This is a genomic window from Parashewanella sp. 2304DJ23-3, from assembly GCF_056591695.1.
On sequence record NZ_JBWQOH010000001.1, the window covers coordinates 1023566 to 1039576 of the forward strand.

The 16011-nt window shown below is 40.6% G+C and carries 14 protein-coding genes; 9 read left to right on the plus strand and 5 right to left on the minus strand.

Annotation, left to right across the window (positions count from 1 at the left end; genetic code table 11):
- Nucleotides 1–17: 17 nt before the first annotated feature.
- The gene (locus AC1EU2_RS04495) at nt 18–1070 is read right to left on the minus strand and encodes a rod shape-determining protein (RefSeq protein WP_129948498.1); all 1053 of its coding nucleotides are present in this window, start codon (nt 1068–1070) and stop codon (nt 18–20) included.
- 502 nt (nt 1071–1572) lie between these two features.
- Between AC1EU2_RS04495 and AC1EU2_RS04500 the strand changes: the two genes are divergently transcribed.
- The gene (locus tag AC1EU2_RS04500) at nt 1573–2235 is read left to right on the plus strand and encodes a M15 family metallopeptidase (RefSeq protein ID WP_480296793.1); all 663 of its coding nucleotides are present in this window, start codon (nt 1573–1575) and stop codon (nt 2233–2235) included.
- 11 nt (nt 2236–2246) lie between these two features.
- On the opposite strand, the gene AC1EU2_RS04505 is transcribed toward AC1EU2_RS04500, so the two are convergent.
- Nucleotides 2247–3464 carry a M24 family metallopeptidase gene (locus AC1EU2_RS04505; protein ID WP_480296794.1) on the minus strand — a complete coding sequence of 406 codons (1218 nt, stop codon included), beginning with the start codon at nt 3462–3464 and terminating at the stop codon, nt 2247–2249.
- 143 nt (nt 3465–3607) lie between these two features.
- On the opposite strand from AC1EU2_RS04505, the gene AC1EU2_RS04510 reads away from it, so the two are divergent.
- Nucleotides 3608–5401, plus strand: a complete 1794-nt coding sequence (locus AC1EU2_RS04510; protein WP_480296795.1) for an aminopeptidase P family protein — start codon at nt 3608–3610, stop codon at nt 5399–5401.
- Nucleotides 5402–5476: 75 nt separating this feature from the next.
- On the opposite strand, the gene AC1EU2_RS04515 is transcribed toward AC1EU2_RS04510, so the two are convergent.
- The 3 genes from AC1EU2_RS04515 to AC1EU2_RS04525 are packed head-to-tail and all read right to left on the minus strand — an operon-like array spanning nt 5477 to nt 8783.
- Entirely contained in the window at nt 5477–6544 is a 1068-nt protein-coding gene (locus AC1EU2_RS04515; RefSeq protein ID WP_480296796.1) for a hypothetical protein, read from the minus strand.
- 13 nt (nt 6545–6557) lie between these two features.
- Complete coding sequence (locus AC1EU2_RS04520; RefSeq protein ID WP_480296797.1) at nt 6558–7916, minus strand: acetyl-CoA hydrolase/transferase family protein; 1359 nt, start codon at nt 7914–7916, stop codon at nt 6558–6560.
- A gap of 9 nt (nt 7917–7925) precedes the next feature.
- Nucleotides 7926–8783 (minus strand): HpcH/HpaI aldolase/citrate lyase family protein, encoded by an 858-nt coding sequence (locus tag AC1EU2_RS04525; RefSeq protein ID WP_480296798.1) that lies wholly within the window; start codon nt 8781–8783, stop codon nt 7926–7928.
- A 237-nt stretch (nt 8784–9020) separates the two neighbouring features.
- Here AC1EU2_RS04525 and AC1EU2_RS04530 point away from each other — a divergent pair, with 237 nt between their 5' ends.
- The 7 genes from AC1EU2_RS04530 (at nt 9021) to AC1EU2_RS04560 (ending at nt 15834) form a co-directional block, all read left to right on the plus strand.
- Complete coding sequence (locus AC1EU2_RS04530; protein WP_480296799.1) at nt 9021–9404, plus strand: diacylglycerol kinase; 384 nt, start codon at nt 9021–9023, stop codon at nt 9402–9404.
- Between the two features lie 92 nt (nt 9405–9496).
- Complete coding sequence (locus AC1EU2_RS04535; RefSeq protein WP_480296800.1) at nt 9497–10780, plus strand: DEAD/DEAH box helicase; 1284 nt, start codon at nt 9497–9499, stop codon at nt 10778–10780.
- 72 nt (nt 10781–10852) lie between these two features.
- Nucleotides 10853–11491, plus strand: coding sequence for a peroxiredoxin-like family protein (locus AC1EU2_RS04540; RefSeq protein WP_480296801.1), 639 nt, complete (start codon nt 10853–10855; stop codon nt 11489–11491).
- Between the two features lie 58 nt (nt 11492–11549).
- Complete coding sequence (locus tag AC1EU2_RS04545; protein WP_480296802.1) at nt 11550–12071, plus strand: N-acetyltransferase family protein; 522 nt, start codon at nt 11550–11552, stop codon at nt 12069–12071.
- Nucleotides 12072–12189: 118 nt separating this feature from the next.
- Nucleotides 12190–12573: a hypothetical protein gene (locus tag AC1EU2_RS04550; RefSeq protein ID WP_480296803.1), complete on the plus strand. Its 384-nt coding sequence runs from the start codon at nt 12190–12192 to the stop codon at nt 12571–12573.
- A gap of 212 nt (nt 12574–12785) precedes the next feature.
- Nucleotides 12786–14861 carry an ATP-dependent DNA helicase RecG gene (gene recG / locus AC1EU2_RS04555; protein WP_480296804.1) on the plus strand — a complete coding sequence of 692 codons (2076 nt, stop codon included), beginning with the start codon at nt 12786–12788 and terminating at the stop codon, nt 14859–14861.
- An 82-nt stretch (nt 14862–14943) separates the two neighbouring features.
- Nucleotides 14944–15834, plus strand: a complete 891-nt coding sequence (locus tag AC1EU2_RS04560; protein WP_480296805.1) for a DUF3014 domain-containing protein — start codon at nt 14944–14946, stop codon at nt 15832–15834.
- Nucleotides 15835–16011: the final 177 nt, after the last annotated feature.

Genomic DNA, 16011 nt, shown 5'->3' on the forward strand with positions numbered 1-16011 from the left:
CCAACAATCCAATTGTATTAACTGTCTTCAGAGAACAGATCGCCGCCATGCATATCGATCATTTCAAGGGCTTTACCGCCACCACGAGCAACACAAGTTAGTGGATCTTCTGCTACCACAACTGGAATGCCCGTTTCTTGCATTAATAACCTGTCTAAGTCACGAAGTAATGCACCACCACCTGTCAGCACCATACCACGCTCAGAAATATCAGAGGCTAATTCTGGTGGAGATTGTTCCAGCGCAACCATTACCGCACTCACGATGCCAGATAGAGGCTCTTGAAGTGCTTCCAAAATTTCATTGCTATTCAAGGTAAAGCTTCTAGGTACACCTTCCGCTAAATTACGGCCTCGTACTTCGATCTCTAATACTTCATCACCAGGATAAGCAGTGCCAATAGTATGTTTAATACGCTCTGCTGTTGCTTCACCAATTAAACTGCCGTAATTGCGTCGTACATAGTTGATGATTGCATCATCAAACTTGTCACCACCAATACGTACTGAAGAAGAATAAACTACGCCGTTTAAAGAGATAATAGCAACTTCTGTGGTACCGCCACCGATATCTACAACCATAGAGCCTGTTGCTTCAGAAACAGGTAAACCCGCACCAATTGCTGCCGCCATCGGCTCTTCAATCAAGTACACTTCACGTGCGCCTGCACCCATTGCAGATTCTTTAATCGCACGGCGCTCAACCTGAGTAGCACCAACAGGTACACACACTAACACTCGTGGGCTTGGTCTAAAGAAACTGTTGCTGTTATGTACTTGCTTAATGAAGTGTTGAAGCATTTTTTCGGTAACATAGAAATCAGCGATAACCCCGTCTTTCATAGGTCGAATTGCTTGAATGTTACCAGGTGTTCTACCGAGCATTTGTTTCGCTTCAGTACCTACAGCTGCAACCGATTTTTGGCCAGAACTGCTTCTCTCACCACGTATTGCAACCACTGAAGGCTCATTTAAAACAATGCCTTGCTCTCGAACGTAAATTAATGTGTTTGCTGTTCCCAAGTCGATTGAGAGATCGTTTGAAAAAACACCGCGCAGCTTTTTGAACATGTATCCTGCCTGTACTCGATGAAACTGAAAATTAAAAGTCCGTTAAATAATACCAATTTGCATAAGTTAGTGTTTACTTAGCAAGCATTTAAACTCGCCTTAAGGAGGGTTGTTAACAACCCAACAATTGCTCAAAACTGTCTCTTTACAGAGCAACCAGCATTGCCAATATTGATTGTTAGCCCGCTGATATAGCTTTGAGCTAAACACACCCCAATGCAAATGAGTATAGATGCAGTTACCCAACAAATTAGAGAGTAATAAAAAGAATTGCTTAACCAAAGCTTAAGCTTTTGTGCCTTACAGACCAAATCATTTTGAAATTAGATTCAATATCGATATGGTTAAGTCAATAGAGCATCATTCTGCATATTTTGCACTAACTTTATCAATGCCCTGCTAATTCCACAAGGGCATTACGGACAACAAATGAAATAGACGCAATATATTTATAAATCGCTCAAAATCAAAGCGACCAGATAACTAAAAGGTGAATAAAGAAATGCGTAAATGGCTTTTTTTCATCCTACTTTCAATTTCGTTTTATAGCGTTGCAAAGCTCCCTGTGGGCTTTGACTACTGCTCGCTCACTATACCGTCGCTAAAAGTTGAGCTTAAATACTTAAGCTCTGATAATTTTACTGGTAAGAAAGTTCCCGGTTATCTTGCTAATAAGTGTATTTTAACGAAACCGGCCATTAATTCATTGGCTCTGGTTCAGCAAGACTTAACACCTTTGAATCTTGGGTTGAAAGTATATGATGCTTACCGCCCTACTAAAGCTGTAGATGCATTCTTTGCTTGGTCAAAATCAAAAAATACCGCCACTAAGCAAGAGCATTACCCAAATTTAAAAAAAAGCCGTTTATTTCCCCTTGGCTATATCGCAAAAAAGTCAGGGCACAGTAGAGGTAGCACAGTTGATTTGACCATCATTGATTTGAAAACTGGCGAGGCGTTAGATATGGGGACAGGGTTTGATTACTTTGGTCGTAAAGCTTGGCCAAGTGAGCACTCTATTACTACGCAACAAAGAGCCAATCGCTTATTACTCCGAACATTAATGACCAAGCACGGCTTCATTCCATTAAAAGAGGAATGGTGGCACTTCACGAAAAAGCACGAACCATTCCCCGACACTTACTTCAATTTTCCGGTTGAGTAACAAAAATAAAATTACTTTTCATAACCAAATGGATCATCAATAGAATGCGATGGTTCAGTAAACCATTTGGGACCGTTTTCAGTCATATAGAAATGATCTTCTAATCGAACACCGAACTCACCGGGAACACATAACATTGGCTCGTTACTGAAACACATACCTGCGGCTAATACCGTAGAGTCGCTAGCAACGAGGTAAGGCCATTCATGAATATCTAAACCAATGCCATGACCGGTACGGTGTGGTAATCCTGGTAGCTCATATTCAGGACCGAAGCCAGCCGCAGCAATAACATCACGAGCAGCCTTATCAACGCTAGCACATGACTGCCCTAACTGAGCAGCTTCAAACCCAGCTTGTTGCGCTTGTTTCTCAACTTGCCATATTTCACGCTGCCTTGTACTTGCGTCACCAAAGACATAAGTACGAGTGATATCAGAATGGTAACCATGCAACTCACACCCTGTATCAATGAGTACAATATCATTCAATTCTAATCGTTTTGGGTTTTTAACACCATGAGGATAGGCACTATCTTCACCAAACAGTACAATACAGAAATAGGACCCAGATGCAGCACCTACCGCTTTATGAGCTTGATTGATAAAAGATTCGACTTCCTGAGTTGTGATCCCAAGATATAGGATCCGAGCAACCGCTTTATGAACTTCTAAAGTCATGTCTTTAGCACACTGTAAAATAGTGAGTTCAGACTCTGACTTTTGAGTACGACATCCCGCCGTTACAGGTTTAGCATTAACAAAGGTCATTTGTGGGCTTACTTGCTTTAACCCATCATAAAAGAAGAATGAAGCAGATTCATCAATTCCAATCGTCCCTTCAGCAAGCCCTAACTCAGCGAGAACCTTATGACAAAGTTGATATGGACTTTCATTCTCATGCCAAGTTTCAACACGACCTTTTACCAACATATAATCGGTTAATGTACCTAACTCAAATGCAGGCGCAATATAAATTAGCTCACCACTAGCTGTTAATAATGCAGCGACCATACGCTCACTGGCATACCATTGAGTGCCCGTAAAATAATAAAGATTGGTACCAGCATTTAAGTAAACTGCATCGATGCCATTAGCTTGCATTAACTGTTGTGCTTGAATAATTCGTTGATTGAACTCATCCAGCGAAACAGGCGCCAGTTTTTGGGTCATATCATGCAGTTTTTCCAGTTCAACCTTTGCCGTTGAACCACCTACTCCGATTGTCATTATTATTCTCCTATTGGACACTTGTGAGGATAAAGTATACAAAACCACTCTAAATGTCACTTTTTAGATTTTGGATGACTTGCATTCATTGTTCGCAAAGAGCGATAATCCAAACACTTACCCTACCTTATGATGGAGAGACTATGGCTGCGAATACTGCCATTGCTGAACGTCTGTATGCCGTCCGCACAGAGATGCGCAACCAAAGCATTGATGCTTTTATTGTACCTAGAGCTGATGAATACCTAGGTGAATACGTTCCTGCACACAATGAACGTTTACTATGGACAACAGGTTTTACTGGTTCAGCCGGTGCTGCCATCATTTTAAAACGTACAGCGGCGATCTTTACTGATGGTCGTTATACCGTTCAAGTTCGTCAACAAGTAGACGCTGAGCATTTCGATTTTGAAAGCCTAACTGACACCCCTCAAGTTCAGTGGTTGATTCAACATCTAAAAGCAGGCAGCAAGGTTGGCGTTGATGCTAAGTTGCACACTTATCAATGGTTCAAAAATGCCGAGCTTGCACTTGCAAAGGCAGATATTGAACTGGTTTCAGTTGAAAAAAACCCTATCGATGCATGCTGGCAGTCACGCCCAGTAAAGCCTACCGATACAATTCATATTTTTGCTAATGAAAAAGCAGGAAAAACCAGTCAAGAAAAGCGCACTCTCATCGCAGAAAAAATTACTGAGCATCATGCTGATGTTGCGTTAATCACAGCACTAGATTCTATCTGTTGGTTACTCAACATTCGTGGTAACGATGTGCCACGCTTGCCTGTAGTGCTATCAACGCTATTAATCGATAACGAAGGTAAAGTTAAGTTATTCGTTGACTTAAATAAGTTGCCAGACAATATCGAAGCGCATGTGGGTAAAGGTGTCACCTTTTACGCAGAGACAGAGCTTCAAAATCACTTAGCCTTGCTTGAAGGTAAAAAACTACTGGCCGATCCAAACACAGCCAATGCTTGGACACAGTTAACAGCTGAAAAACACAGTGCTCAGCTCGTTGCTACGGACGATCCTATCGCCATCATCAAAGCGCAGAAAAACGAATCTGAATTATCAGGAATGAAAGCTTGTCATATTCGTGATGGTGTTGCGGTTTCTAAATTCTTAGCCTGGCTTGATAGAGAAGTCCACTTCGGTAACCTTTACGATGAAGGCCAGCTAGCGGATAAATTAGAAAGTTTCAGAAAGTTAGATTCCCTTTATCAACAGCCTAGCTTTGACACTATTTCTGCCGTTGGCGGTAATGCAGCCATGTGCCATTACAACCATATGAATGGCAAGCCCGCTATCATGCCAATGAATTCAATTTATTTGGTAGATTCAGGTGCACAGTACCTTGATGGCACAACCGACATCACTCGAACGGTAGCCATTGGTAAAGTCACAGCTGAACAAAAGCAAATGTTCACTTTGGTACTGAAAGGCCACATAGCATTAGATAAAGCTCGCTTCCCTAAAGGCACATCTGGTCAGCAGCTCGATACGCTTGCGCGTCAATACTTATGGCAATATGGATTCGATTTCGATCACGGTACAGGCCATGGTGTTGGCCACTACCTAAACGTACATGAAGGACCGCAGCGTGTTGCCTCTAAAGGCAATGCCGTACCATTACTTGAAGGTATGGTCATTTCTAACGAGCCGGGATATTACCGTGCCAATGAATTTGGCATTCGAATAGAAAACCTTATATACGTTACTCAATGCACCAAGCTATTCCAGCCTGAGCGTGAAATGCTGAAATTTGAAGCATTAACGATGGCCCCTATCGACCATCATTTACTTGATAAGTCACTGATGACTGAAGCAGAGATCCGCTGGTTAAACAGCTATCATACAACTGTATTAACAAACCTGTCTTCTCATTTGAATGATGAAGATCTTGCTTGGTTGAAACGCGCAACAGAAGCGATTTAATCAATGTTAAACCCTGAGTACTCATTTATTCAATGACTGCTCGGGGTTTAAAACTTCGTAAATTGTCTCTTACCTCTAATAACCAGCAGCACGGTATGGACCCAAGTCTCTTTTGTACACCAAAAATGTCCTATCGTAGGACAATAAGGGCTTTTCTTCTTTATCAAAGCATTGTGTTTTCGCTTGAACAATACCCTGAGTAGGTCTGGAATTCGAACTGCGCTTACTTAAAATGGTCGATTCCACTCGATAATACTCTTCAGGTACAACATGACGGTTAAGCTTAATATTTGTCCACCCTAAATTCGCCACCACTTTTCCAAAAGTACGTGTGGTACCAGCGGTAATCGCACCTAACAAGTAAGTCTCAGGTAATGGGCAGTCTTTAATGAGTTTGTCGTCGGCAAAGTACGTTTCACAATAATGCGGATCAATATGCATCGGGTCCCAATTCAATGAGCGTAATGCTTGACGATGTGATTCATGTGCCGTCACAAATTTATTAGGAGCATGGCAATAAGTCTCACCTACTTCGAGATCTTCAAAATCAATACCAGCTTGTTCAATCAGACTACCTGTCCCATCCGTGCGATAGGCACTGAATTTAGGAAAATTTAATCCATAATCAAATTGAGGCTGACTGTAATATGGGTGCAATCCTTGTTTGAAAATTAACACTTGATATTGGACTTTCGAAACAAGTGTATGCTCTTGATTAAAACCATTCGCTTCAACCACGACCAATCCATAAGCTGACTCTTTTTCTAACGGATCAGTTTTTACAATTCTACTTTCGCAGTAAAGGGTATCACCACCATAAACCGGATGGACCATTGCAATACTGTCAAATTGGCAAATACGATATTTTCGAGCAAAGGTTTTCCAACTCGAGCCTATCATTTTTTGCAATGTGAGCGTGCTCACTCCTAGGCAACGCTTCCACTCAGTCTGCTCAGCATAATGAGCATCATAATGCAGTTGAGCGGCATTAACGGTATCAAGAGCTTCATCAGTATTATCTTGCTGAGAAACAGTAATACCGGGACGGTGAACAAAATGTTGTCCAACATCGAATTGCTCAAAATCCAAACCAAAAACCTCAGAGTATCGCTTGTCACCTAACTTTGCATAAGCTGAAAACATGTGTCCTCCTAATTTATGCCAGTAATCCCATCGTCTTAGCTTCAAATATTAATTGCTCCCTAAACTCAGGGGCAGCTAGCTGAATCAAAGCCTTAGCTCGTTCATGATTAGATAAACCTTCTAAATTGGCACAACCATGTTCAGTCACCACATATTGAACATCGGTTCGTGCTGTAGTCACAATATTATTGAGCTTTGGTACAATTTTCGAAATCGAACCACCCTTAACAGTTGAATGTGCTGCTAGAAAACTTTTACCATTTTTAGACGCTCTAGCGCCCCTGACAAAGTCAACTTGGCCACCCGTCCCTGTAATTTGATGCCAAGCAATGGATTCAGAGGAGACTTGACCAAAGAGATCAATTTCTACAAATGAATTCACCGACACCATATTGTCATTTTTAGCAATTGTATTTGGGTCATTCACATAAGATGCGGGGTAACATAAGATTGTTGGATTAGCATCCATAGCATCATAAAGTTCTTGGTTAGGCATCATCGTGATGTTAAACACAGTATGGTGACGGTTAATCTGCTTATATTTATTCGTCACATTGCCATTCATAATGAGTGTGAGTTGAGAGTCACTTAAAAGCTCTGTGTGAATGCCTAAATCATTTTTATCTTTCAACTCTTCACCTACGGCATTGGGGACACCGCCAATACCAAGTTGGATACAAGAATTATCATGAATAAACGGCAAGATATAATTGGCAATATCTTTATCTACACTGGTAGCAGGCTTAGTAGGAAGCGTCAGTAAATCACTCTCATGTGAAACAATACCAGCGATATCTGAAATATGGATTAACCCATCACCATAAGTAAAAGGAAAATTGGGATTTTCCTCCACAATAACTTGTTTCGCACACTGAGACATTGGGATAGAAAAACTGCCATCCAACCCAAAACTAAAATACCCATGCTTATCCATTTTAGAGACTTGAAACATATGAACATCGGGCACGCCATAATGACTTAGCAAACCTTTTTCCATCAAACTAAAATGACTGGGTGTGTATTCAGGATACTGAATTTCGTTCCTGTGTTGCTTTGCGAGTTCAAATAACTTTCCTATTTCAGAACCGATAAAAGGTAAAATTAAATGAATGTGTTTAAGTACATCAACATCCCTGTACATACTGATGATTTCAGCTGCACTTCGAAATAAAAAAGCCTTTACAGGCTTAGTTAAAAAGCCTGACTTTGCAGCTTGAGTCAGTGCTTTGGTTAATGCAACTGGAGTTGCAGCGTAACAACCGAATGTCAAAAGTTCGGCATCTCGCAAATGTTGCTCTATCGCATCTTCTGGTGACATGAGTTTTGCTTGATATAACTCTTGTATCTCTTCGAAGCCAAAACGATGATTCATTATTAACTCCTAATTGTTATAGCGCTGAAGCAGCACAATACTATTTTTAACTACGGCTAAATCGAGCATTTTGCCATTCAATTCGCAGGCTCCTCCATGGGCAGATTCAAAGACAGACACCACCCTTTTGGCATGTTCGATTTCGGCTTCTGAGGGGCTAAAAACTTGATGGATAACGCTAACTTGATCGGGATGAATTGCAAACTTTCCGTTAAAACCAAGATCTTTGACTTGCCTAGTTTCAAGCTCTAAACCTTTTGTATCTTTAAAATTAAGATACGGTACATCTAAAGCCTGCTTTCCCGCTGCTTTCGCAGCTTGAACAACACGAGCACGATAACTTTGTGTGCAATCAAATGTGAGCTTTGCACCTAAATCTGCAGTTAGATCTCCCCCCCCAAAAGCAATGGACGCTACTCGTTCATGTTTTGCAATATCGTAGGCGTTCTCTAAACCTTTGGCTGTTTCGATCAACGCAATAAACTCTGAACTAACCTGATGTTTTGTCGTTAGCAACTCAATGTAAAGTTCCACCTGCTGAACATTTTCAACCTTTGGTAACACAATGACTTTGGGAATGATGTCAGAATCGATCATTGCCAGTACATCTTGTAAACCTGAATATGTAGAAATCGGGTTTATCCTTATGGCTTCTATAAAGCCTTTTTTATCAACACCGTTATTTTGTTGTAAATATGAAAATAACTGCTTGCGTGCTTCTTCTTTATGCTCTTTAGAAACCGCATCTTCAAGATCAAGCACAACACCGTCGGCATATTGTATAGATTGTGCTTTTTTAAAACGTTCAGGTTTATTTGCAGGGGTAAACAACAAACTGGTACATAAATGGGTAACGTAAGAAATCATATGGAAAACTCCAAACCGATACGGACAGTGAAACGAAAAGTAAAAAATCGCCAATATCAACTCTTGAGGAAGTAGTCGTCATCTATTTGTTGCGTATTAAACTAGCATTGAGAATGTGTATGAGTGCTGTATCAAAACAGTGCAAAATAAATAATTCATAAAGCCTTCACTTAAATAAACTATTCTTGGTTCATTAGTTTTTTTCACCGCAGCTTTTATTTTGGGGGCTAAATCTTAATGACCCTTTTTGATAGTACTAACAAACCGACGGGGCTGGCCCGGCTTAAACTTGCTTTTGTTAATTCAATAAAAGGATTTAAATGGCTGATCGCCAATGAATCCGCTTTCAAACAAGAAATGCTCTTGCTTATCGCAACGATACTGATTGTATGCATTTGGAACATTTCCGTTTATGAAAAGCTCCTACTTTTGAGCACGGCGTTATTAGTGATATTTGCTGAAATCATTAATACTGCAATTGAAGTCGTGGTTGATAGGATCAGTTATGAAATAAACCCTCTATCAGGGCTTGCCAAAGACTTAGGCTCAGCAGGCGTACTGGTATCCTTAATCATCTGTGGGATATCTTGGCTAGCCGTAGTCTACAGTAATATTCTTTAAAGGTTATTTGATGTTCTAAATAGCCATATCTGGCGCTATTCTGGTATAATCCGCCGCCGTTCTGGTTTTTGGGTTATTTTAAGGTTATTGCTATGAACTTTGAGTCATTTAGTTTTCCATCTGAATTGTTGCAAGCAGTAGCTGATTGCGGCTATAAAACGTTGACGCCTATTCAACAAAAAGCGATTCCAGCTATTCGTCGAGGCAATGATGTTATTGCGAATGCTCAAACAGGAACAGGCAAAACAGCAGCCTTTTCTCTGCCTATTTTGCAAAAGCTTGTCGAGAACCCTAAGCCTGTAGAAAAAGCCAATGCCAGAGCATTAGTGCTTGTCCCTACCCGTGAACTCGCTGCTCAAGTAGCAGAAAATATTGCGGCTTATAGCAAGCATTTACCTTTGAGTTTAGTAACCGTCTATGGCGGTATAAAGTCAGCCCCTCAAACGGACAAATTACGACAAGGTGTTGATATTATTGTCGCAACACCGGGTCGTTTACTTGAGCATTTGACAGCAGGTAATATCAGTCTGGCGAATATTGAGTTTCTTGTTTTAGATGAAGCTGATCGCATATTAGATATGGGGTTCAGTGCTGATATTCAAAAGATTCTGCAAACTACTAATAATGAAAAGCAAAGTATGCTGTTTTCAGCGACTTTTTCGAGTGCAGTAAACCGTCTTGCCAACGAACTAATGAATAAGCCACAGGTTATTAGTGTTGATAAGCAAAACACAACGGCAGAAACAATTAGCCAAGTTGTATATCCAGTTGAGCAACGTCGTAAACGCGAACTTCTCTCTGAGCTTATTGGTAAAAAGAACTGGAGTAAGATTCTCGTTTTCAGTGCAACACGTGAAGACTCTGACCGCTTAAACAAAGAGTTAAACCTTGATGGAATTCCATCTAAAGTGATTCATGGCGAAAAAAACCAAGGCAGCCGCCGTCGCGCTTTACGTGAATTTGAAGAAGGTAAGTTAAAAGTATTGGTGTCAACGGAAGTTGCAGCTCGTGGCCTTGATATTCAAGAACTTGAATACGTAGTTAACTTTGATATGCCATTTTTAGCTGAAGATTACGTACACCGAATCGGCCGTACAGGTCGTGCAGGTAAATCTGGCGTCGCAATTTCATTTGTGAGCCGCGAAGAAGAACGCATTCTAAAGGATATTGAAAAGCTCATCGGCCAAAAAATTCGCCGTATCATGGTGCCAGGCTATGAAGTCAGTAACCGCGACTTGTTATTGAAGCAACTGCAAAAACGCCGAAGCTTCAGTAAGAAACGTGAACGCACGGATAATGTTCGTGAACAAGTTGTTGCTGAGAAAAACCTTTCAGGGCGCCGTGTAAAACTCAATGCGACTAAAAAAGCGAAATAAATGAAATAAATGCTCTATTGGGCAGGTCTTTGTTGATGATTTCGAAGTCAACAACAAAAAAGGATCTGTCCCATGCTACGACAAATTGTTGCAGCTTTTGCAATTATAATGAGCTTTAGTCTCGCTGCAAAACCTGTTGCCCTCTCTGATAATGATGTTGCGCCATTGCTTAATGGTCACGATATTCCAAATGTTACTCTGCAAGGTTTAGATGGCAAGCACGTCAATCTTCAAAACCTTGTTCAACAAAAACCAACCATATTCTTTTTCTATCGTGGCGGTTGGTGTCCATTTTGTAATATGCAAATGGGACAGTTACAAGGTATTCAACCAAAGCTTATCGAAATGGGTTTTCAATTAGTCGGTATTTCTCCTGATTCACCAGAAAAGCTGCGTAAATCGATGACCAAGAATAAGCTTGATTATATGTTGCTCTCTGATGCTGATAATAAAGCGGCACAAGCATTTGGCGTGGCGTTTTACACCAGCAAAAAGGTTACGGCTCGCTATGCACGTGTGCCTGATTTAAAAGAAAAGCTCGTTGATATTGGTAATGGCGATATGCGCATTATTCTGCCAGTTCCTGCTATTTTCTTGAGTGATAAATCGGGTCTGATTCACTTCCAATATGTGAACCCTAACTTCCGAGTTCGTGCAGAACCTGAATTGTTATTAACGGCAGCTAAACTCGTTGCAGACAAGCAAAAGTAATCGCTTTATCTTGCCATTTAAAAGATAATTGGCGTATTTTCTGTAACCTATAATTAATATGAAAATACGCCAAGCAACGATAAATGATCTCGCAACACTCGCTCAGCTAGAACAAACTCATCTTAACGCCGAACTGTCATCTAATTCAGAACAAATGCATGGCCAAGGGTTTAGCTTGAATGATCTTAAATCATTCCTAAATTATGGCTGGATAGTCGTTGCAGAGGTTAATTCAAACATCATTGGGTATGTCATAGCAGCAGATTGGAAGGCATTTAAACATTGGCCTATCTATAAAAGCATCCTCAAACACATATTACTTGAGCACCCTCAGTTTTCAGACAAAAACAGCTGCCAATATGGTCCTATCTGGATACATCAAGATCATCGAGGTCACTCTATCTTCGAGCAACTCGTGACTGAGATAAAACGGTTGAGCTCTAGCAAGTACCATCACATGATCACCTTTATTGCAGAAGAGAATCAACACTCTTACTTTGCTCACACTAAAAAAGGAAAAATGCAGGTACTGGACTTTTTTGAATTTAAAGATAGAGGTTATTATCTATTGTCCCTATAAAAAATAAATGTTTTAAAAACAACGTTATAAGCAGCTTTAATTTTACTCCAAAAAACGAATACCCCATACTGATCAGCACGATGGTAAGGTATAAAAAGCTATGGATTAAAGTATTATTATGTCTTTAACTTCAGATTATGTAACAAAATATTTAAGTGATAATCCTACAAGTTTATTTTCCAGAGGGACTGGTGATGGCGTGTATGTCTTAAATATTAATAATGAATACCTTTTCAACATTTTCTGCAGCAATAAAGAACATGATCGAGTAAATTCCGATTGGTTTGAGTATAAACCTATCTACGTCGAGCAAATGGTAGGCCCAATACAAGGATGGCTTAACTCTATAATCGATTTAATTAATGCTACCCCAAGTCAGAACAGCCAAGCTGTAAAAAAAGCATTAGAAGGATTTTATCCAATGAATTTAAAACAAAAAAGCTTTGCAAAAATCCATTCTGTTATAAGTAACCCTGATGAGATTCGAGAAACTAAATTATGAACACTGATGCTGTAATTGTTAAAGAACTGATTAATATTGAAACCCATGCAGTGCCTGATTATTTAGCCATTATTTCGCCAACCTATTAAGCTTGCCCTCATTAAAAAAATAGTCATTGTCTGTACTATTTAGTATGAATTTAATTTCAAATTGTCAAAGCCATCCATTCTGTTAATATATGTATAAATTCACAGTACTTGGATGCGAATATCTTGCAGCGATTGGATCAAATCCCAATAACCGAGCTCAAAGGAGTTGCAAAAAAGGTTGCCGAAAAACTCGACAAACTGAGTATCCACACGGTTCAAGATCTGTTGTTTCATTTACCTTTGCGCTATGAAGATCGCACTCGAATCTATCCGATTGTAGATTTAATGCCAGGAATGCACGGTACAATTCTCGCTGAAATTCAATCTTCTAAAATCATTTATGGGCGCAAACGTATGCTGACCTGTGATGTGAGAGATGAAACAGGTAGTTTGACGCTACGCTTTTTTAATTTTTCAGCCGCTCAACATAACTCCATGCTTAAAGGCCGTATGATTAAAGCCTATGGGGAGTTAAAAACAGGGAAATATCAGGCCGAAATCATCCACCCTGATTATCGAATTCAAAGCCCTGAACAACCCATTGATTTGGCAGAAACCTTAACGCCGATTTACCCTTCTACAGAGGGATTAAAACAGGCAAGTTGGATAAAGCTTACTGATCAAGCACTCGATATGCTTAAAGACGGTGGTCTTACTGAGTTATTACCTCCAGAATTAAGACCGAACCAAGTATCCTTAGCCGATGCGATTCGAACATTGCACCGACCGACCTGTGATGTATCACTACTTGATCTAGAAAACGGTACTCATCCAGCGCAACAACGTCTAGTGCAAGAAGAGTTGTTAGCGCATAACCTCAGTATGCTGAAACTGAGGCACAAAAGTAATCAAGATGCAGCGAAACCTCTTAGTGCTTCAGGCCAGTTACTAAATCCGTTTTTAAAAGAGTTACCATTCAAGCCGACGAATGCCCAGCAACGAGTCGTTGCCGAAATATGCCGGGACTTAGAACAAACATCACCCATGATGCGTTTAGTCCAAGGTGATGTGGGCTCTGGAAAGACTTTAGTCGCTGCACTAGCTGCATTACAAGTTATCGAAAATGGTTATCAAGTTGCATTGATGGCACCGACAGAACTGTTAGCAGAGCAGCATGCCAATAATTTTAAAGAATGGTTTGAACCTCTCGGATTAAGTGTCGGTTGGCTTGCAGGTAAATTAAAAGGAAAAGCAAGAGAGCAATCCTTGGAGAGCATTAAGAGTGGTAGTGCTCATATCATTATTGGCACTCACGCTATCTTTCAAGACTCTGTTGAATATAAAAACCTCGCCCTAACCATTATTGATGAACAACATCGCTTTGGTGTTCACCAGCGATTAGGCTTGAGAGAAAAGGGCGTACATCAAGGATTTTACCCTCATCAATTGATCATGACGGCGACACCAATCCCAAGAACCTTGGCCATGACAGCTTACGCCGATCTTGATACTTCCGTTATCGATGAGTTACCACCTGGGCGTACACCAGTGACAACCGTAGCCATCGCCGACAGTCGACGCCAAGATGTGATTGAACGAGTAAGGATTGCAGCAACTCAAGATAAACGCCAAGCCTATTGGGTTTGTACTCTGATTGACGAATCTGAAGTGCTCGAATGTCAAGCAGCTGAAGACACGGCAGAGGAACTAAAACAGCAATTGCCGGAACTAAAGATAGGACTGGTTCACGGTCGCCTTAAAAGTAGCGAAAAACAAGCGATCATGGATCAATTCAACACGGGTGAAATTGATTTACTCGTTGCTACAACCGTAATTGAGGTTGGTGTAAACGTGCCTAACGCAAGTTTAATGATTATTGAAAACCCAGAGCGATTGGGATTAGCACAATTGCACCAATTAAGAGGTCGTGTAGGTCGTGGTGCTATCGAAAGTCATTGTGTGATGCTTTATAAATCACCATTAACTCTAACGGCCAAGCAGCGTTTAGGCGTACTGAGACAAAGTAACGATGGCTTTGTTATCGCACAAAAAGATCTTGAAATACGAGGTCCTGGTGAAGTTCTTGGTACCAAACAAACAGGTCTAGCGGATATGAAAGTCGCTGATTTAACTCGAGATCAAGCACTGGTTCCACAAGTGCAAAAATTGGCTGGCCACGTTTTGAATCAAGTACCAGAAAATGTCGATGCGCTTATCCAGCGCTGGCTTGGTGATAGAGATAAATACGTTCAAGCGTAATCAAATGAAACAAATGGCGGATTGACATTCATATTCAATTCAGCATGATTGAGAGCATGACGCTCAGGAAGTAGGAAGAGATATGCAAGCAAATCAAGAAGACAGAATTACCCAATCAGAGACGACCAAGGGCGGCAAAGGTGTTGTTATTGCCGTTGCTGCCTTACTCGCGATTGCTGCTGTTGGTGGGTATTACTATTTAAATCAACCTGAAGAACCAACTCAAACTCAAACTCCGGAAGATACGACGGTTCAAGTGCCTGATGCGCTTCCTGAAAAACCAATTCCTACAGAGACTATCCCTGAGCCAGAGCCTGAACCACAAGTCAAAGCACCAGAACCTGAGCCTCAGCCAGAGCCTGTAAAAGAAGAGCCAAAACCAGCTAAACCTGAGTTACCGAAGTTGAATCAGAGTGATGCTTTTGTTCGTGAACAAACTCTCGAGGCCTTTAAAGGACTTTCGATCAACAATGTGTTGTTGAATAAGAACTTAGCTCGCCAGTTTGTTGTTTTTGTTGATAACTTGGCTCATGGTGAACTCGCTCGCAAAGCCAGCCCATTAATTGGCCCTAATCAAAGTTTTGATGCATTAGACGTTACTGACAAAATTTACTTAGATCCCGACAGTTATCATCGATACGACATGTACGCTGACTTATTACAAACAATGAACACTCAATCTATAGTCAGTTCGTATAAGCTGTTATTGCCGATTTTAAACGACGCATTTGCGGAATTAGGTTATGAAGACGTAACGTTTAATCAGCGCATTAAAGCGGCAATCAAAGAAATGCTCAATGCACCGATTATCGAACAACCGATTGAACTGACTTCAATCAGCGTTAATTACAAATTCAAGAATGCAGATTTAGAAACTTTGCCAGATGCTCAAAAGTTGATGATCAGGATGGGGCCAGAAAACACCCGAAAAGTGAAAGCGGCACTAAGAGAAGTACTTAAAAAACTGCCTTAATCCGTTATATCAATTACCGTAATCAGTAATGCTCCATAAGCAATGCTTCTTTCTCCATAGAAGCATTGCTGTATTTTCCATTATTTAATCTCATCTAAATTCAATTTAAAGCATAGAATATTAATAACTGTCTTTGTACAAAGACCCTATCGATGAACTACACTCCGTAATAGTTAT